This window comes from Pseudarthrobacter polychromogenes (assembly GCF_014644495.1).
Lineage (GTDB): Bacteria > Actinomycetota > Actinomycetes > Actinomycetales > Micrococcaceae > Arthrobacter > Arthrobacter polychromogenes.
Genome location: NZ_BMKU01000005.1, coordinates 333,624 through 350,868 on the forward strand (window position 1 = coordinate 333,624; position 17,245 = coordinate 350,868).

Consider the following 17,245-nt stretch of genomic DNA (forward strand, 5'->3'; position numbering starts at 1 on the left):
GTACTCCAGGGGGAAGGAAAGGGATCACGCGTTGATAGTTGCTTTCAGTAACTATCCTAGGTGCAGTCCTATTCCTCCCCCCGGAGAAATATTCCAGGCGGGGGACTACCGCTCCACGAGGATCCCGTCCGGGTCGCACCAGATCATGGACCCGGGGTGGATGGTCACGCCGTCGATTTCCACGTCAACATCCACCTCGCCGGCGCCGGCCTTGGCGCTCTTGCGGGGGTTGCTGCCCAGGGCCTTCACTCCGAGGTCCAGTGCGGCGATTGCCTCACGGTCGCGGATTGCGCCGTTGATGACGACGCCGGCCCAGCCGTTTGCCACGGCGCTTTCGGCGATCATGTCCCCCATCAGGGCGGTGTCCAGCGAGCCTGCGCCGTCCACCACCAGCACGTTGCCGTTGCCGGGCGTGGCCAGCGTGGACTTCACCAGGGCGTTGTCCTGGAAGCAGCGGATGGTCCGCACCTGTCCGCTGAAGTGGGAGCGGCCGCCCAGGGTCTGGAACTGCAGCGATACGGACGCCAGTTCGTCTCCGCGTTCGTCGTACAGGTCCGCCGTGTTGACGGCGGCGGTGCCCTCCGCCGGCGTTGGCGCTGCGCTCATGGTGTTCTCCTCGGTGCTGGTGGCCGTCCTGGTGACCGCGGCCGTCTTACAAGCCGGCACGGTACCGCCCACGATAGTCTGACTCCGTCGCCATTTAGCCGCAGCCGGGGGAACACGTCATGAGTCTGTCCGATACGCCCGCACCCCTTGGCCCCTCACCCCAGGGCCACAGTGCCGTTCCCCCGGACGGTCCGGCGGCGGCGCTCGCCGAACCAACGCGGCAGGTCAGCGCGCGGTGGGTGACCGGGCTGGTCCTGGTGAACGTGGGCATCAACGCCGCCTTCTTCGGCCCCATCAACGTCTTCATTGGGCAGCAGGCCATCAGTATCGACGAGCCCAGCAAGGAAGCCATCCTGTCCCTTGCCACGGCATGCGGGGCTGCGGTCTCGCTGGTGGCAAACCCCCTCTTCGGCGCCCTCTCGGACCGCACCACGTCCCGCTTTGGCCGCCGCTCGCCGTGGGTACTGGCGGGTGCCGTGCTGGCGGCTGTCGCCCTCCTGGCCATGTCCGGGGCGGGCACCGTGGCCCTCATGGTGCTGTTCTGGTGCCTGGTCCAGTTGGGGGCAAACGCGGCGTACGCTGCGATTACCGCCGCGGTCCCGGACAGGGTGCCCGTGCCCCAGCGCGGGAAGGTAGGCGGACTGGCCGCCATGGGCCAGACGCTGGGTATCCTCACGGGCGCTGTCTTCGGAGCCGTGGTATCCGGCAACTTCATGGTGGGCTACTGGCTCTGCGCCGCCGCCCTTCTTCTGTCCGTGCTGCCATACCTCTTCCACCGGGACGATCCCGTGCTCCACAGGGGCGTCCTGCCCCGCTTCCGTCCGGGGCTGTTCCTCCGGGGATTCTGGATCAGTCCGCGGCGGTACCCTGATTTCGCGTGGGCCTGGCTTACCCGCTTCCTCGTGAACGTGGGCAACCAACTGACCATCGTCTACCTGCTCTTCTTCCTCCGCGACATCCTGAAGCAGGAGGATCCCGCGGTGGGCGTGCTGGTCCTCACGGGCATCTACGCGGTGATGGTGATGATCACCGCGGTGGCTGCCGGCCCGTGGAGTGACAGGGTTGGCCGCCGCAAGCCGTTCGTGATCGGCTCCTCGGCCACCATTGCCATGGCGGCGCTGATCATGGCGTTCTTCCCCGTGTGGCCCGGAGCCCTGGCGGGCGCAGCCGTCCTGGGGATCGGGTTCGGCGCATACCTGGCGGTCGACTTCGCCCTGCTGACGCAGGTCCTGCCCCTGGCGGCGGACCGGGGCAAGGACATGGGCATCATCAACGTGGCCAACTCCCTTCCGCAGGTGGTGGCCCCGGCGCTGGCCCTGGCCGCCGTCACCTACTGGGGCGGGTACCGCTCCCTGTTCATCACCGCTGCCGTCATCGGCCTGCTGGGTGCCGTCTTTGTGGTGAAGATCAAGAGCGTCCGCTGACCTGCCGGGCGCCCGGAACTAAGGCCGCTGACTAATTACGCCACACTGCCGTGCCGTATAGTTGATCCGGATTTGGCGGCGGTCCGGCAGGGGACGATCGTGGCTGCTGCACCATTGGAACACAACCCCGGAACGCTGATGCCCGACACCATTTCAGACCATCCGCCCATGGCCCCGAGGCCCTCCGCACCGCGCCAGAGGCACCGGTATACCAAGATCCTGGAGGCTGCAGGAGGGGTTGCGCGCAAGGGGCTGGAGTCCGTGGACATGGCGGAAGTGGCGGCGAGGGCGGACGTGCCGCTGGGGACGCTCTACCGGTACTTTCCTTCCCTGGTGCACCTGATGCTCGCGCTCTACCGCCACCAGCTGGAGGAACTCCAAGGGACCGGACGGACCACGGCGGCCCGCTTCCGCGGCAGGGCCCTCGGGAACCTGGTGATGGAAATGTTCCATATGCGCGTGATGCAGCCTGCCGTGGAACAGTGCCTCAGCCGCGGCGTCTACCTCCCGGACCGGGACACCACCGTACTCCTGCGTGAAATCGACGCGCTGAGTGAAAAAGCGGTTGCTTCAGCCTCCGGTGACGCCACTGCCGCCCGTGTGCTGCTGCTGGCGATCACTGGTCTGGTCCAGTCCGTCCGGAATCGCCGGCTGTCCCTCTTCGAGGCGGAGGAAGACCTCAAAAAGGCGTGCGCGCGCCTCTCGCCGGCCAGCGAGCCCGGCTACACACTCCACCACAGCGCGTAACAGGTCTAGACCAATCCGGCCTTAAATCAGCCATAATGCCGTGACGTGGACCACATATCCGCACGGTAAAACGCTTAGGCAGCAGCTGGCCCGTGTCAAGCCGGAGGCTGTCCCGTGTGGCGGGCCCTACGATTGTCCAAATGGAGCAGCGGGGACCAATCCCCCAGGCTCCCACGGGCCCGCCACCCCTGGGTATCCGGCCGCACCCTAGCCACCGCCGAGCCATTGGCTCATGCCCCACGAGCCGTGCGCCCACGGCCAGCACCAGGAGACAACGACGTGTCCATTGACGCACTTGCAGCAACTGACAATTCCGCAGCCACCGCCCTGACCGAAGCCGAGATCTTTGACGCCCACCAGGGCGGCAAACTCTCCATCGCCAGCACCGTCCCGCTCTCCAACAAGCGGGATCTGTCCATCGCCTACACGCCGGGCGTAGCAGAGGTCAGCCGGGCCATCCACGCCAAGCCCGAGCTTGCCCGTACGCTCACCTGGGCCGAGCGGCTCGTCGTCGTGGTCAGTGATGGGACAGCTGTCCTGGGCCTGGGCAACATCGGAGCCAGCGCCTCGCTCCCCGTCATGGAGGGCAAGTCCGCCCTGTTCAAGACCTTCGGCGACCTCGACTCGATCCCCCTGGTCCTCAACACCACCGACGTGGACGAAATCGTGGAGACCCTGGTCCGCCTGCGCCCCAGCTTCGGCGCCGTCAACCTCGAGGACATCTCTGCGCCCCGCTGCTTCGAGCTGGAGGAAAAGCTGATCGAGGCGCTGGACTGCCCCGTCATGCACGATGACCAGCACGGCACCGCCGTCGTTGCCCTCGCCGCCTTGACCAACGCCGCCAAGGTGACCGGCCGCGGCCTGGAGGGCTTGCGTGTGGTGGTTTCCGGCGCGGGCGCCGCGGGCATCGCCGTCGCCGAGATCCTGCTCGCGGCCGGCATCACCGACGTCGTCCTGCTGGATTCCCGGGGCGTCATCAACAGTGCACGCGGGGATCTTGCCGCGGACACCGCCAGCAAGAAGGCGGACATCGCCGGACGCAGCAACCCCCGCGGCGTGGAAGGCGGCCCGGCCGAAGCCCTCGACGGCGCCGACGTCTTCATCGGCGTCTCCTCCTCCAAGCTGGACGAGGAGCACCTGAAGCTCATGAACCGGGACGCCATTGTGTTCGCGCTCTCCAACCCGGATCCCGAGGTGCTGCCCGAGGTCGCCGTGAAGTACGCCGCCGTGGTGGCCACCGGGCGCAGCGATTTCCCCAACCAGATCAACAACGTCCTGGCCTTCCCGGGAATCTTCCGCGGCGCCCTGGACGCCGGCGCCCGCCGCATCACCCCGGCCATGAAGCTCGCCGCAGCCTACGCCATCGCCGACCTTGCGGCGGAGGACCTGTCGGCGGACTACATCGTCCCCAGCCCCCTGGATCCGCGGGTTGCCCCCGCCGTGACGGCGGCAGTGGCGGCCGCGGTGGTAGCCGAGTAGCGCCCCTTCCCTCAAGGAACGTACGACGGCGGTGCCTCCCCTGCGCGGGAGGCGCCGCCGTCGGGGGTTAAGCGGGCGCCAACCATAGACTGGGACCCATGAACTCGGAAACCGTGGTGACCATCCTGTGCGGCCTGGCAATCCTTGTGGGCGTGGCGGGAACGGTGATTCCGGTCCTCCCGGGAAGCATACTCATCGGCGCGGGGCTGCTCGCCTGGGCCATCTGGGGCGGGGCCGGGACTGCGGGCTGGGTGGTGTTCGCGGTTGCCATGGTGTTCGTGGTGGCAGGCATGGCCGCCAGTGCAGTACTCACCGGCAGGAAGCTCAAGGAGCACGCCATTCCGAGCCGGAGCATCGCCGTTGCCCTGGTTGCGGGTGTGGTGGGCATGTTCATCATTCCCGTGGTGGGGCTCTTTGTGGGTTTTGCCGCGGGCCTGCTGCTGAGTGAATTCCTGCGCACCCGGAACATTGGCTCCGCAACAACCTCCAGTTGGGCCGCCCTCAAAGCCACCGGGCTTGGCATGCTTGCCGAGTTCGGCCTGGCCTGCCTGGCCGCCAGCACCTGGGTGATCGGCGTCTGGGTGGCCGCCTCCAACGGCTGAAAGTGCTTGCGCCTGCATGCCTCAGGGCGTACAACGGCACCATGACGGACCAACCTTCAGCCCGGGACCACGTGCACGCCTGGATGGAAAAATACCAGGCCGCCTGGGCCAGCAACCAGCCCGGGGACATCCGGGACCTCTTTACGGAGGACGCGCGGTACGAGAAGCGGCCGGGCGATCCGGAGGCGTGGATGGGCCAGGACGGCATCGTGGACGGCTGGCTTGCGGCCCGGGACGAACCGGCAGACTGGACCTTCATGTGGAAGCTCCTCGGAGCGGACGCGGACACCGCCTTCGTCCAGGGCGTGACCACCTACTCGGCCGGACGGCCCTCCTACGACAACCTGTGGGTTATCCGGTTCGACGGGGAAGGCCGTGCCGCCGCCTTCACCGAGTGGTTCATGGAGCGGGCCTAAGCCGGTCTGTGCTGCCGTGCACGGCTAGCATGGAAAGATGACCGCCGGGGACACTGCACCGATCTATTGGGACAGCCGCGACCTCACACCCTTCGGCCAGCCGCAGCTGCGTACGCCCGTCCATGACCTCGCCGGGGGAGTGGGCGAACTGCTCACCGGCGTGCTTGGCGGGCGCCACCCCTCGCTGCTCTCGGTGGACGGTGAGATCCCCCGCCTGAAGCGCATGATGCCCAAGCCGGCCAAGGCTGTGCACGACGCCGTGTTCACCAGCCGCCAGCCCGAGCAACTGATCACGCTCGCCAGGGCGTACCCGGGGTGGGCCGGGCTCTGCTACCTCATGTCCGGACTGCTGGTCTACAAGCAGGGCGGCTACCTCCGCGCATCGGAGCTTCTCCAGCGTGGCCTCACCACCAGGAACGAGGACGAAGCCAACCGCTACTCGTCCACTTACCTCACCAGGATCGTTACACGGATCGAGCTGGTCGAGCGAGTGGAAATCCCTGTCCTGTTCAGCGAGGAGTCGGTCTTTCTGGCACTGGCGCACTCGCTGCGGGAGACGGGGCGCACGGAAGCTGCACTGGACGCCCTCTCGGGACTGCCGCCGTCGCTTCCTATGGCCCTGGCGCGCTGTTCGCTGGCGCTGACCTTGGGCAGGAGCCGGACAGTCATCGACTGGACCGACGGGCTGCTCAACGCGGATGATCTCTCCGCCGCGCTGCTCCTGGTCCGGGCCCGGGCACTGCGGCGGGAAGGGCGCCTGGAGGCCGCGAACCAGACCCTCGCCGAGGTCCTGCGCCGGCGGAAGACGCACCTGACGCTGCGGAACGACGCCCTCACGGACAGGGCGCTGCTGCTCCTTGACTCCAGCCGGAGGTCGCTTAACCCACGGGACTGGGGACGGCGGCACGAGGACCCGGTGCCGCAGAGGGAGATCGCCGCGCCGGTGCCCATCCGCAAGGACGAGGAGATGCGCCGGATCTGGGAACAGGACTGGAAGAAGCTCAGCGACGACTAGGGTGGCCTACCCGGCTGCAGCGAAGTTGCTGGCCGTGAGGACCGGCAGCAGCTGCTCGGCAAGCAGCGCCAGCGCCAGGACCACCATGATGATACCGCTGGCCAGGGTCACCGTCCGGGCTGCGCCGGGGCGGGTCTGCAGCAGGGTGCGGGACAGCAGGGCGACGGCGGTGTACACGAGTCCCGCGAGCAGCACGAACGTCATGCCCAGCAGGCCCGACTGCACCGGGACCGGCAGGGAGGCATCCGCGCTGACGAACTGGGGAACGAGCGCCACGTAGAACAGCAGGCCCTTGGGATTAATGCCACTGGTGCCCATCCCCTGGAGGAAGGTGCGGAGCCCCGTGCTGCCGCCGCTGCCGTCCCCGGCCGTGAAGCTCGCCGCCCGCCAGGAGCGGAGGGTGCTGACACCGAGCCACATCAGGTACCCGGCGCCGGCCAGGGTGATCCAGCCGAGAACCCCCGGCGCGCCCGTGAGGACCGCAGCCAGTCCCGCCACCAGCAGGACCGTGTGCAGGACGTATCCGCCGCAGAGCCCCGCCACCGCCGGCACAAAGCTGCGCTGCCTGAGGCCGGCAGCGATGGAGTAGGCCCAGTCCACGCCGGGGGTGCAGGCAAGGGCGGCGGCCACCAGTACAAAGGCCAAAAAGAGCTCGGGGTTCATGGTTCCTCCTGCTGCGCGATCCAACAGGGGAAACACTAGATACTTTGGGTGCGGAAGTGCTGTCCTTTTTCGCTGGTCGGACACCCTGAACGGTAAGATTCTTGCGTGATTGACCATGTTGACAGAAATATCTTGCGGCACCTCAAAGAGGACGGCCGCATGACCGCCACTGCGCTCGCCGGAAAGGTGGGCCTGACGGTTGCTCCCTGCCACCGGCGGCTGCGCGAACTGGAACGGGCAGGCGTCATCCGGGGCTACAAGGCGGACATCGACCCCGCAGCCGTGGGCCTGGGGTTCGAGGCGATCGTTTTTGTCACGCTCCGCCAGGTGGACCAGGCAACCATGGAGATCTTCGAGAACCGCGTGGCGGACAATCCCAACATCGTGGAGGCCCAGCGGCTCTTCGGTTCCCCGGACTACCTGCTGAAGGTCATCGCCGAGGACCTGCCCGCCTACCAGCGCTTCTACGACGCCGAGCTTACGTCCCTGCCCGGCGTCGAGCGCCTGACGTCCACGCTGGTGATGAAGAACCTGAAGTCCAACGCGGGCCCTCCTGTCTAGGCCTGGGCCGGGATGTTGCCGGGGACCTGATGCGCAGCCGCTCCCGCGCCCTAATCCTTGAGCAGCCCCGTGGTGCGGTACGGAATGACCTCGCGCAGGAACATGCTGGTGGAGGTGCGCACGATGCCCGGGCAGAGCCTGATCTCCTCTGACACCCGGTAGAGGTCGTCAGGGCTGGTGGCCACCACACGGATCAGCAGGTCCGTGTCGCCGGCGGGAGCGTGGCATTCCAGGACCTCCGGGATCTCCCGGAGGGCGGCAATGGCCTCGTTGAGGTGGCTCTGGTCCAGTTCGGCGCTGACGGAAGCGGCTACCCCGCGTCCGAGCGCGGCGGGAAGCACCCTGCTGCTGTTGGGGCGGAGGGCGCCCGACGCCGTCATGCGTTCCAGCCGGGACTGGACGGTGCCGCGGGCCAGGCCCAGCCGCTGGGCCAGCACCATGATGGGAACCCGTGGATCCTCGTCCAGCGCCCCGAGGATCCGCTTGTCGGTGGGGTCCAGTTCCTGCAATATGATCACTTCCTGCCGTTCTGCGCCGTTCAGAGTAGTCAAACTGATCAACGGCGACTGCGCCTGTTGCACCAACTGTACGGATGCTGGTGAAATATTGGCAATGAGGGCAAAGCTACCGCTGATCCCCGCAGGCTCACAGGCTACCGGCACACCACCCGGACACTGGACACCGCTTCCCGCAAGGAGGCTGCCCTGATTGACTCTTGTTCACACCATGGTCTTTCTGTAAACACGGCAAGGGCCCCTGAACTACCGGCGTCGGATGTCCGAAGTCATCGGTAGCTGAGGGGCCCTTGTGTTGTCCCCGGGCCCCGGGTCCCGCGCATAGTGTTGAACCATGAATTCCGCCGGCCGCTTCGCCCCGAGTCCCTCCGGGGAGCTCCACGTAGGAAACCTGCGCACGGCAATCCTCGCGTGGCTGTTTGCCCGCTCCACCGGCCGGACGTTCCTGCTCCGCGTGGAGGATCTCGACCGTGCCCGGTCCGGCGCAGAGGCCGGGCAGCTGAGGGACCTGCACGCCGTAGGGGTCACCTGGGACGGCGGCGTGGTGCGCCAGACCGCCCGCGGCCCGCTGTACGCCGGGGCGATCTCGCGGCTGGAGGCGGCAGGCCTCACCTATGAGTGTTTCTGTACCCGGCGCGAAATCCAGGAGGCGCCGTCCGCTCCGCACGCGCCCCAGGGTGCCTACCCCGGAACGTGCCGGAACCTCGATCCCGCTGAACTGGAGTTCAAGCGCTCCACCAGGCCGGCCGCCATCCGGCTCCGCGCTGAAGCCGCCGAGTACACGGTGCGGGACCTCCTGCACGGGGAGTTCACCGGAGTGGTGGACGACTTCGTGCTGCGCCGCAATGACGGCGTGACGGCCTACAACCTCGCAGTGGTCGTGGACGACGCCGAGCAGGGCATCGACCAGGTGGTGCGCGGCGACGACCTTCTTCCGTCCACCCCGCGGCAGGCTTACCTGGCATCCCTGCTGAGTATTCCTTCTCCGGAATATGCGCATGTTCCCCTGGTGGTGAATAACGACGGCGCCCGGCTGGCAAAGCGCGACGGAGCGGTAACGCTGCAGGACCTTGCGGACGCGGGGTGTCCCCCCACTGCCGTGCGGGACCGGCTGCTGGAATCGCTGGGGCTGCCGGCAGGGCCGCTCGGGAACGCGCTGGCTGCGTTCGACCCGGATGCCCTGCCGAGGGAGCCTTGGGTGTGGAGCGGCCCGTAGGCTTAGGGCATGTCAGACCAGCATGCTGCGGAGCAGATCCCGGCGCCCTCATTCACCGTAGAGACCGCGAAGGTCCTCGCCGAGGTGGCCCACAACCGCCAGAAGGACAAGCTCAAGAGGCCGTACAAGGACCACGTCCTCGCCGTGGGGGACGCGCTGGCCGATTTCGACGACGACATCCGGATCGCCGGCTACCTGCACGACATCGCCGAGGACACCCCGATGACCCGGCAGGCCCTGCTGGACATGGGAGTTTCCGAGCGGGCCGTTGAAATCATTGAACGTGTCACCAACCGGCTGCACAGCAACCCGGACGACTACCAGGCCGGGATCCGCGAGATCGCCGAGGACCACGATGCCGCCCTGGTCAAGATCGCGGACAATGCCCACAACTCGCTGCCTGAGCGCGTCCAGGCGCTGGCGGACAAGTGGCCGGACAGGCCGCCTGTCACCAAGTACCGGGACGCGCGCCCGGTGCTGTACGCCGCCGTCGAGGTTGAGGAGATCCGGAAGATCCTGGCCCGCGTGAATCCGTGGCTGCTGGAGGAACTGGACGACCGGTTGGACGAGGAGGACACCACGGACTACGAGAACCTGTCCTACGGCGACGGCGGTCCTGCTGCGCCGGAGGGGGATGATGCCGGCGGTGAGGCTCCCGGCGCTACATCGCTCGGGGAGCGGTAGCGCCTGCTTCCAGCTTCTGTAGGGCAAGATGCAGCCGGCTGGACGCGCGGCGTTCATCGATCACGATGGAGGCGCCGAGCGCCAGCACAATGACCAGGAGGCAGACGGGGACCGATGTGCCCGCCGCAGCGAGGCCGACTGAAGCGGCCATGGCGGCCAGTACGCCGCCGGCAACCGTGATCACCGTGCGGTCCCCGCCCACCATGATGCTGTACAGCCACGTCACGGAGCCCTTGAACAGTGCCACCGGGATGGCGATGCTGGCCACCGCGGCGGCTGCGCTGATGTGGGCTTCGTGGTCAATGTAGTACGCGGCGACGTGCAGGCCCGCGCCGGTGGCCGCAATGGCGGCGAAGATGGGGATGTGGCCGTAGCCGAAGAGGAAGGACCGGTGCCGGCGCAGGTGCAGGGCCCGTCCGGCCGGCAGCATGAAGTAGATCCACCACATGGCAAATGCCAGCGCCGTCCCGCCGAAACCCACCAGCGCCGCGTCAACGCTCCAGCCGTGGTTGGCCACGATGGCCCGGAGTGTCTCGATGGCGCCGATCAGGCATTCACCCAGGGCGATGATGGCCAGCAGGCCGTACCGTTCGGCGATGTGGTGCGCGTGCCAGGGCGTCCGGGTTTTCCGTTCGGCGGCGAAGGGGGTGACCATTTCGAGGATGATCAGCGGCGCAATCATGAGGAGCGTGGTGGGCACGTCAGCCTCGATCACGGCTACCGCGATCCACCCCAGCTGCACCAGCGCGAGGTACCGCGCGTAGCGGAGGCACGTTTCGCGGCGGGCCGGGTCCTGCCGGGCTGCCCTGATCCACTGGGATACCAGGGCGAGCCGCATCACCACGTAGCCGCCCACCATCACCGCGTTGTCCACATGGTCGCCCTCCACCAGCGAGTGGAACATGGGTTCGATCCCCATCGCCAGGACCAGGACCCCCACGATCTGGATCATGGTGACCACGCGGAAGATCCAGTCGTCCGTGTCATAGGCGCTGGCGAACCACGTGAAGTTGATCCATGCCCAGATCACGGCGAACATCGCGAAGGAGAAGCCCAGCAGCCCGGCCAGGACGTGGGCTTCCGCGATTTCGTGGGCGAACTGGCTGCCGGCAACCCCAAAGGCGATGACGAAGGTCAGGTCGAAGAAGAGTTCAAGCGGAGTGGCGGCCCGGTGTGCCTCGTGCGGGTCTCGGCCGCCCATGCGCGCCATGGCATGGCGGAGGGGATTGGAGGACATGCGTCAAAGATTACGCCCCGCCGTTCCCACCCCGAAAGTTATGTCCTAGACGCGGCCCAGGGCGTCGATGTCCTCCAGGAACTCCTGGTGCACTTCGGCGCTGACGGTGGTCCTGGTGTCGCCGATGGCGTCCAGGTAGTCTTCGGTGGACGGGCCCTTCCGCACCGCCTCCCGGACGGAAAGGCTGCCTCCGGAAGCGAGCCCGCCGTCGTCGTCCTTGCCGTAGACCACGTTCTCCAACGCCCGCTGCGACGCACTGCGCGCGGCGTACTCAATGTCCGCTGGGGAAAAGCCCTCGGTCCGCTCCACGAGCAGTTCCACGTCCACGGTGTCTACCACGGGCGCGGGGATGAAGCGCTGCCACATGGCTTCGCGGGCCTGCCTGTCCGGAAGGCCGATGGGAATGACGTAGTCGAAGCGGCCATGGCGCAGGAAAGCTGAGTCCAGGGCGCGGATGAAGTTGGTGGCGCAGACCAGCAGGCGGCCGGGCTGTTCGCGGAAGGCCGGGATGATCTTGAGCAGCTCGTTGGTGACGCCCTGCAGCGGGGACGGCGGCTCACCGGAGCGCTGGGACGCGATCTCCTCCACCTCGTCGATGAACACCACGGCGTGCTCTAGTTCGGCAATCTCCAGGAACGTCTCGCGCAGGGCCCCGGCCAGGCCCTGCGGGTCGGCCGCGAGCCGGGACGGGAACACTTCGACGAACGGCCATTCCAGGCGGGAGGCGATGGCTTTCGCGAAGGTGGTCTTGCCGGTGCCGGGCGGGCCGAAGAGGACCACGGCGCGCGGCGGGACCACACCGAACTCGTCGGCGAGGTCCGCTTCGGCGAGCGGAAGGACCAGGCGGCGTTCCAGGAGTTCCTTTTCCTTGCGCATGCCGGCCACGTTTTCCCAGAGGTCCCGGGCCAGGACGCGTCCGCCGAGCTGGCCCAGCGCACCGAGTTCCTGCCGCTGGACGGGGATGGTGCGTTCGAAGTAGCGCAGGTTCTTCTTCAGGGCGAAACCCCGGCTGAGGAACGCTTCCACCCGGGTTTCGGACTCCGGCATGAGGGCTGAGAGCTTGTTGAGGCCGTGGGGTGCCATGCGGTTCTCGACGGCGGCGAGCAGCGAGGTGCCGATCCCGCGGCCGCGGTATTCGGGCAGCGTGGCCAGGAAGACGATCCAGCCCTGGTCATGGGCGGCGCGTCCGACGGCGGCCCCCACCACCTGTTCGCCCTGCACGGCCACCACGGCATGGTCCTTCTCGCAGGAAGCCAGTACCTCGGAGAGGGCGTAGACGGGTTCCACGTTGCTTGCCTTGAGGCTTTCCCAGAGGTGCAGGATCCCGTCCAGGTCCGCCGAATGGAAATCCCTGATGCGCCAGTTGGTCATGGGTCTACTCCTGTGGTGGTTCGTCGTTGAACTGTTAGAGCAGCGGTGTGCAGCGCTCTGCTGAGCATATGCGAACCGCGGCGGCCCGGGGGTTGCGGGGGCGTTGCATGACGGCTGGCCGGGCGCCGGCGGAGGCGCTCAGATGCCCAGGGTGCCCAGCGTGTGCCGCAGGGTGTCGGCGGAATGCTGCAGGGCTGCCAGCTCGCCGTCATCCATGGGCATTTCCAGCACAGTGTGGACCCCGCCCCGCCCCACGACGCTCGGCAGGGAAAGGGCCACCCCGGAGATCCCATGCTGTCCGTCCAGCACCGTGGACACCGGCAGCACCGCTTTGTCATCGCGGAGCAGGGCTTCCACGATGCGTGCGCCGGAGAGGCCGATCGCGTAGTTGGTTGCGCCCTTGCCGGCGATGACCTTATACGCCGCCTGCGTCACTTCGAGTGCCGTCTCGGCCAGGTATTCGGGGGTGAAGACGCGCTCCCCGTCCACCGTCCAGTCTCGGACCGGGATGGGGCCGATGGTTGCCGTGGACCATACGGGGAACTCGGTGTCCCCGTGCTCGCCCACGATGCTGGCATGGACGCTGGGCACGGCCACTCCCGCCCGGCGGGCCAGCAGCCAGCGCAGCCGGGAGGTGTCCAGGACCGTGCCGGAGGAAAAGATGCGCCCCGCCGGGAGCCCGGAGATCTTCTGCGCTGCCACGGTGAGTACGTCGCAGGGGTTGGTGACCAGGACGTAGACAGCATCGGGGGAGTGCTTGAGGAGTTGGGGCATGAGTTCTTCCAGGATCCGCACGTTGGTTCCGGCGAGGTCCAGCCGGGTCTGGCCGGGCGCCTGCTTGGCTCCGGCCGTGATGACAACGACGTCGGCGCCCTCCGTCACGGCGATGTCGCCGCCGCCGGTCATGGACGCAGCGGCGGCAGCGAACTGGGTGCCGTGGGCGAGGTCCAGCACTTCGGCGTCAGCCTTGGCGGTATTGACGTCGAACAGGGCGATGTTGCTGGCCGAACCACGGATCAGGGCGGCGTACGCAAGGGAGGTTCCCACACTCCCGGCTCCCACAACGGCGAGTTTGGATCCTGACATGAGGTACCTCGTTTCCCTGGCCCGGACGGGGCCCGTGTTGGTGGTGCAACTGCCGGCAGTGGCTTTCATGCTACCGAGGCAGCAAGGGTAGGCGGGAGCGTTGAGTGTCCATTACGGGAGGAGTAGCGTGTGATCCACCTCACTCGCACCCTTTTCAGGAGCAACCATGCCATATCTGGGACGCCGGTTCGCTGCGGTCACTGCAGCGCTGGCGATGAGCGTGACAACCGGTGCATTGACCAGCCCGGCATCTGCTGGTACCGGGCAGGGCGACGACGCTAAAAAGACCCCGGTAGCGACCGGCTACGGCGGTGCCGTCAGTACCGTCGACCTGGACGCATCCGCGGCCGCCATCAAGATCCTCCGCAAGGGAGGCAACGCGGTGGACGCTGCCGTCGCCGCGGCCGCAACACTGGGCGTGACCGAGCCGTACAGCGCCGGGATCGGGGGCGGCGGCTACTTTGTGTACTACGACGCCAAGAAGGAGAAGGTCAGTACTATCGACGGGCGTGAGACTGCTCCGGCGGCGATGCCAACAGACGCGTTCATCAATCCGGCCGACGGCAAGCCGTATGCGTTCAAGAAGCAGGCCACGAGCGGAATTTCCGTGGGTGTCCCGGGAACGCCGGCCACGTGGGAGCGGGCTCTGGAGCGCTGGGGACGGTTCAGCCTCGACGACGTCCTGGAACCCGCCATAGAAGTGGCCACGGACGGGTTCCTGGTGGACGAGACCTTCCGCCAGCAAACGGCGGACAACCAGGACCGCTTTGCTCCGTTCGAGGCAACAAGGGAGCTGTTCCTGCCCGGTGGCGCCCCTCCGGCCGTCGGAACTGTCTTCAAGAACCCGGACCTGGCCGAAACGTACAAGCTTCTTTCCCGCAAGGGCATGGACGCCTTCTATGAGGGCAAACTGGCCGAGGACATTGTGCGGACAGTGCGGAACGCCCCCTCAGCGCCCGGAACGGATGCGTTGCCCGGCCCCGCAGGCGTGATGACAACCGAGGACCTGGACGACTATGAGGCGCTGGACCAGGACCCCACCCATGTGAACTACCGGGGCTACGACGTCTACGGCATGGCGCCCTCCAGCAGCGGCGGCACCACCGTGGGAGAGGCGCTGAATATCCTGGAGGTCTTCGACCTTCCCGGCCTGAAGAAGGACCAGCCTGCCGCCCTGCACCACTATCTCGAGGCGACTGCGCTGGCGTTCGCGGACCGCGCCAAGTACGTGGGGGACCCGGCCTTCGTCAAGGTTCCCACCAAGAAACTCCTGGATCCGGTCTTCGGCAAGGAGAGGGCCTGTGAAATCGACCCGCTTCAGGCAGCAACGAAGCCTGTGGCGGCAGGTGACGCAGCGGACTACGACGGCACCTGTGACATTGAGCCCGCGGCGCTCGCCGATGAGAAGGACACCGAGAACATTAACACCACCAACCTCACGGTCTCGGACAAGTGGGGCAACGTGGTGGAATACACCCTGACCATCGAGCAGACCGGCGGATCGGGAATCGTTGTGCCGGACCGCGGGTTCATCCTGAACAACGAACTCACCGATTTTTCGCCCGTGTTCAGCGAATCCGATCCCAACCGGATCCAGCCCGGCAAGCGGCCGCGGTCCTCCATGTCACCCACCATCGTGCTCAAGGACGACGAGCCGTTCCTGGCCCTTGGCTCTCCGGGTGGCTCCACCATCATCACCACGGTGCTGCAGACGCTGATCAACCGCATCGACCTCGGCATGACCATCGAGGAGGCGCTCGCCGCCCCGCGCGCGTCCCAGCGGAACACCGCGAACGTAACGGCCGAGCCGGCGTTCATCGACGCCTTCCCGACGCTGGGGACGCAGTATGGCCACAAGCTCGTGCCGGCCGGTGATGCGTTCACCTCTGCAGCGGAGATCGGCGCAGCGACGGCCATCGAGTTCAGCGAGGACGGGAAGAAGGTCACTGCCGTCGCCGAGCCGACGCGCCGCGGCGGGGGCTCGGCCCTGGTGGTCAAACCTTCGCGGAAGTAGCCAACGCCGGATTTTTCGTTAAACCCCGACGGCGGCACCCGGGTTCTGCAGCCACAGAACCCGGGTGCCGCCGTCGAGCGTTAAAGCGGGGCTATTTCATGAAGGTGTTGGCTGGTGGGTTGGCGATGACGGGGGAGAGTCCGGTGTGGCCTTCGCGGGTTTGGGCGATGTCGCGGATGCGGGTGCGGCAGGCGTACCAGCCGATGACCATGAGGATGGAGGCGATGGCGGTGACGAGCATGGTGAGGGGGGATTCGATGAAGACCATGATGAGGACGCCTGTGAGGAAGAGGAGGGAGAGGTAGCCGGTGTAGGGGGCGCCGATCATGCGGAAGGAGGGGCGGGTCAGCCAGCCTTTGTTGGCCCAGCGGTGGAGCTGGATCTGGCACAGGACGATGGTGGCCCAGGTCATGATGATGCCGACGGAGGCGACGTTGAGGACGATTTCGAAGGCTTGGGCGGGGACGAGGTAGTTCAGGGGGACGCCGAGGAGGGAGACGCCGGCGGTGATGGCGATGCCGCCGTAGGGGACGCCGGCTTTGTTCATGCGGCCCGCGAATTTGGGGGCGGAGCCGTTGACGGACATGGAGCGCAGGATCCGGCCGGTGGAGTAGAGGCCGGCGTTGAGGGAGGACAGGGCTGCGGTGAGGACGACGAGGTTCATGATGACGTCCACGCCCTGGATGCCGATGGAGCCGAAGAAGGTCACGAAGGGGCTGACGCCTTTTTCGTAGGAGGTGTAGGGCAGCAGCAGGGCCAGGAGGATGACGGAGCCGACGTAGAACACGGCGATGCGGAAGACGACGGAGTTGATGGCTTTGGGCATGATTTTTTCGGGGTTTTCGGTTTCGCCGGCGGCGGTGCCGACGAGTTCGATGGAGGCGTAGGCGAACAGGACGCCCTGCATGAGGATGACCATGGGGAGTAGGCCGTTGGGGAAGATCCCGCCGTTGTCGGTCAGGAGGCTGATGCCGACTTGTTGGCCGTCCACGGGGGTGCCGAAGATGATGAAGTAGGTGCCGACGATGAGGAAGATGACCAGGGCTGCGACTTTGATCAGGGCGAACCAGAATTCCATTTCGCCGAAGACCTTGACCGAGACGAGGTTCAGGGCGAGGACGACGACGAGGGCGGTGAGGGCCCAGGCCCATTGGGGGACGGCTGCCATCCAGGGGATGTAGTTGCCGAAGAAGTTCATGTAGAGGGCGGCGGCGGTGATGTCCACGATGGTGGTGGTGGCCCAGTTGATCCAGTAGAACCAGCCGGAGACGAACGCGGCTTTTTCGCCGAAGAATTCGCGGGCGTAGGAGACGAAGGAGCCTGAGGAGGGCCGGTGCAGGACCAGTTCGCCCAGGGCGCGGAGGATGAGGAACGCGAAGAACCCGCAGACGGCGTAGGCGATGACCAGGGATGGGCCTGCGGCGTTGAGCCGGCCGCCGGCGCCCAGGAACAGGCCGGTACCGATCGCGCCGCCGATCGCGATCATCTGGATCTGCCGGGGCTTCAAGTTCTTGTGGTAGCCCTGGTCCTCGGCATGCAACGCCGACTCAGAAGCATGGGCATGACCGCCGTCGATCACGTGGTCAGGGAGCGTGGAATTAGACATGGG

Annotated in this window: 17 protein-coding genes; 10 read left to right on the forward strand and 7 right to left on the reverse strand. The window is 66.9% G+C overall.

What is annotated here, in order from left to right:
• Positions 1-105: 105 nt before the first annotated feature.
• Positions 106-606 carry a ribonuclease E activity regulator RraA gene (gene rraA, locus IEX43_RS10825; RefSeq protein ID WP_188810888.1) on the reverse strand — a complete coding sequence of 167 codons (501 nt, stop codon included), beginning with the start codon at positions 604-606 and terminating at the stop codon, positions 106-108.
• Positions 607-725: 119 nt separating this feature from the next.
• On the opposite strand from rraA, the gene IEX43_RS10830 reads away from it, so the two are divergent.
• From IEX43_RS10830 to IEX43_RS10855, 6 genes are all read left to right on the forward strand, one after another.
• On the forward strand, positions 726-2,030 hold the full coding sequence (locus tag IEX43_RS10830) for an MFS transporter (protein WP_188810890.1): 1,305 nt from the start codon (positions 726-728) through the stop codon (positions 2,028-2,030).
• 138 nt (positions 2,031-2,168) lie between these two features.
• Entirely contained in the window at positions 2,169-2,777 is a 609-nt protein-coding gene (locus IEX43_RS10835) for a TetR/AcrR family transcriptional regulator (RefSeq protein ID WP_188811008.1), read from the forward strand.
• 279 nt (positions 2,778-3,056) lie between these two features.
• Positions 3,057-4,256, forward strand: a complete 1,200-nt coding sequence (locus IEX43_RS10840; RefSeq protein WP_188810892.1) for an NAD(P)-dependent malic enzyme — start codon at positions 3,057-3,059, stop codon at positions 4,254-4,256.
• 98 nt (positions 4,257-4,354) lie between these two features.
• Positions 4,355-4,858, forward strand: coding sequence for a DUF456 domain-containing protein (locus IEX43_RS10845; protein ID WP_188810894.1), 504 nt, complete (start codon positions 4,355-4,357; stop codon positions 4,856-4,858).
• 41 nt (positions 4,859-4,899) lie between these two features.
• Positions 4,900-5,274 carry a nuclear transport factor 2 family protein gene (locus IEX43_RS10850; RefSeq protein WP_188810896.1) on the forward strand — a complete coding sequence of 125 codons (375 nt, stop codon included), beginning with the start codon at positions 4,900-4,902 and terminating at the stop codon, positions 5,272-5,274.
• Positions 5,275-5,311: 37 nt separating this feature from the next.
• Positions 5,312-6,289, forward strand: a complete 978-nt coding sequence (locus IEX43_RS10855; RefSeq protein ID WP_188810898.1) for a hypothetical protein — start codon at positions 5,312-5,314, stop codon at positions 6,287-6,289.
• Positions 6,290-6,295: 6 nt separating this feature from the next.
• Here the strand turns inward: IEX43_RS10855 and IEX43_RS10860 are convergent, their stop codons facing one another.
• Positions 6,296-6,952 (reverse strand): LysE family translocator, encoded by a 657-nt coding sequence (locus tag IEX43_RS10860; protein WP_188732457.1) that lies wholly within the window; start codon positions 6,950-6,952, stop codon positions 6,296-6,298.
• A 105-nt stretch (positions 6,953-7,057) separates the two neighbouring features.
• Here IEX43_RS10860 and IEX43_RS10865 point away from each other — a divergent pair, with 105 nt between their 5' ends.
• Positions 7,058-7,513 carry an Lrp/AsnC family transcriptional regulator gene (locus IEX43_RS10865; protein WP_188810900.1) on the forward strand — a complete coding sequence of 152 codons (456 nt, stop codon included), beginning with the start codon at positions 7,058-7,060 and terminating at the stop codon, positions 7,511-7,513.
• A 50-nt stretch (positions 7,514-7,563) separates the two neighbouring features.
• Here IEX43_RS10865 and IEX43_RS10870 read toward each other — a convergent pair whose 3' ends face one another.
• Positions 7,564-8,022 carry an Lrp/AsnC family transcriptional regulator gene (locus tag IEX43_RS10870; protein ID WP_188811010.1) on the reverse strand — a complete coding sequence of 153 codons (459 nt, stop codon included), beginning with the start codon at positions 8,020-8,022 and terminating at the stop codon, positions 7,564-7,566.
• Between the two features lie 340 nt (positions 8,023-8,362).
• Here IEX43_RS10870 and gluQRS point away from each other — a divergent pair, with 340 nt between their 5' ends.
• Together gluQRS and IEX43_RS10880 are read left to right on the forward strand one after the other, a co-directional pair.
• Positions 8,363-9,244 carry a tRNA glutamyl-Q(34) synthetase GluQRS gene (gluQRS, locus tag IEX43_RS10875; RefSeq protein WP_188810902.1) on the forward strand — a complete coding sequence of 294 codons (882 nt, stop codon included), beginning with the start codon at positions 8,363-8,365 and terminating at the stop codon, positions 9,242-9,244.
• 9 nt (positions 9,245-9,253) lie between these two features.
• Positions 9,254-9,928, forward strand: a complete 675-nt coding sequence (locus IEX43_RS10880; RefSeq protein WP_188810904.1) for an HD domain-containing protein — start codon at positions 9,254-9,256, stop codon at positions 9,926-9,928.
• Here the strand turns inward: IEX43_RS10880 and IEX43_RS10885 are convergent.
• The 3 genes from IEX43_RS10885 to IEX43_RS10895 form a co-directional block, all read right to left on the reverse strand.
• A complete protein-coding gene (locus tag IEX43_RS10885) occupies positions 9,906-11,165 on the reverse strand; it encodes a low temperature requirement protein A (protein ID WP_188810906.1) in 1,260 nt (419 codons plus the stop codon). The two genes, IEX43_RS10880 and IEX43_RS10885, sit on opposite strands and share 23 nt — an antisense overlap.
• 45 nt (positions 11,166-11,210) lie before the next feature.
• Positions 11,211-12,536 carry an ATP-binding protein gene (locus IEX43_RS10890; RefSeq protein ID WP_188810908.1) on the reverse strand — a complete coding sequence of 442 codons (1,326 nt, stop codon included), beginning with the start codon at positions 12,534-12,536 and terminating at the stop codon, positions 11,211-11,213.
• A 138-nt stretch (positions 12,537-12,674) separates the two neighbouring features.
• Positions 12,675-13,622, reverse strand: coding sequence for an L-lactate dehydrogenase (locus IEX43_RS10895; protein WP_188810910.1), 948 nt, complete (start codon positions 13,620-13,622; stop codon positions 12,675-12,677).
• Positions 13,623-13,788: 166 nt separating this feature from the next.
• Between IEX43_RS10895 and ggt the strand changes: the two genes are divergently transcribed.
• The gene (gene ggt, locus IEX43_RS10900) at positions 13,789-15,636 is read left to right on the forward strand and encodes a gamma-glutamyltransferase (protein ID WP_188810912.1); all 1,848 of its coding nucleotides are present in this window, start codon (positions 13,789-13,791) and stop codon (positions 15,634-15,636) included.
• A gap of 91 nt (positions 15,637-15,727) precedes the next feature.
• Here ggt and IEX43_RS10905 read toward each other — a convergent pair whose 3' ends face one another.
• Positions 15,728-17,242: an amino acid permease gene (locus IEX43_RS10905; RefSeq protein ID WP_188810914.1), complete on the reverse strand. Its 1,515-nt coding sequence runs from the start codon at positions 17,240-17,242 to the stop codon at positions 15,728-15,730.
• Between the last annotated feature and the right edge of the window lie 3 nt (positions 17,243-17,245).

Coding starts and splice junctions, on each gene's coding strand:
- IEX43_RS10855 (WP_188810898.1), top strand. CDS start 5,312: ATGACCGCCGGGGACACTGCACCGATCTATTGGGACAGCCGCGACCTC.
- IEX43_RS10835 (WP_188811008.1), top strand. CDS start 2,169: ATGCCCGACACCATTTCAGACCATCCGCCCATGGCCCCGAGGCCCTCC.
- IEX43_RS10860 (WP_188732457.1), bottom strand. CDS start 6,952: ATGAACCCCGAGCTCTTTTTGGCCTTTGTACTGGTGGCCGCCGCCCTT.
- IEX43_RS10830 (WP_188810890.1), top strand. CDS start 726: ATGAGTCTGTCCGATACGCCCGCACCCCTTGGCCCCTCACCCCAGGGC.
- IEX43_RS10880 (WP_188810904.1), top strand. CDS start 9,254: ATGTCAGACCAGCATGCTGCGGAGCAGATCCCGGCGCCCTCATTCACC.
- IEX43_RS10850 (WP_188810896.1), top strand. CDS start 4,900: ATGACGGACCAACCTTCAGCCCGGGACCACGTGCACGCCTGGATGGAA.
- IEX43_RS10895 (WP_188810910.1), bottom strand. CDS start 13,622: ATGTCAGGATCCAAACTCGCCGTTGTGGGAGCCGGGAGTGTGGGAACC.
- gluQRS (WP_188810902.1), top strand. CDS start 8,363: ATGAATTCCGCCGGCCGCTTCGCCCCGAGTCCCTCCGGGGAGCTCCAC.
- rraA (WP_188810888.1), bottom strand. CDS start 606: ATGAGCGCAGCGCCAACGCCGGCGGAGGGCACCGCCGCCGTCAACACG.
- IEX43_RS10890 (WP_188810908.1), bottom strand. CDS start 12,536: ATGACCAACTGGCGCATCAGGGATTTCCATTCGGCGGACCTGGACGGG.
- IEX43_RS10845 (WP_188810894.1), top strand. CDS start 4,355: ATGAACTCGGAAACCGTGGTGACCATCCTGTGCGGCCTGGCAATCCTT.
- ggt (WP_188810912.1), top strand. CDS start 13,789: ATGCCATATCTGGGACGCCGGTTCGCTGCGGTCACTGCAGCGCTGGCG.
- IEX43_RS10905 (WP_188810914.1), bottom strand. CDS start 17,242: ATGTCTAATTCCACGCTCCCTGACCACGTGATCGACGGCGGTCATGCC.
- IEX43_RS10885 (WP_188810906.1), bottom strand. CDS start 11,165: ATGTCCTCCAATCCCCTCCGCCATGCCATGGCGCGCATGGGCGGCCGA.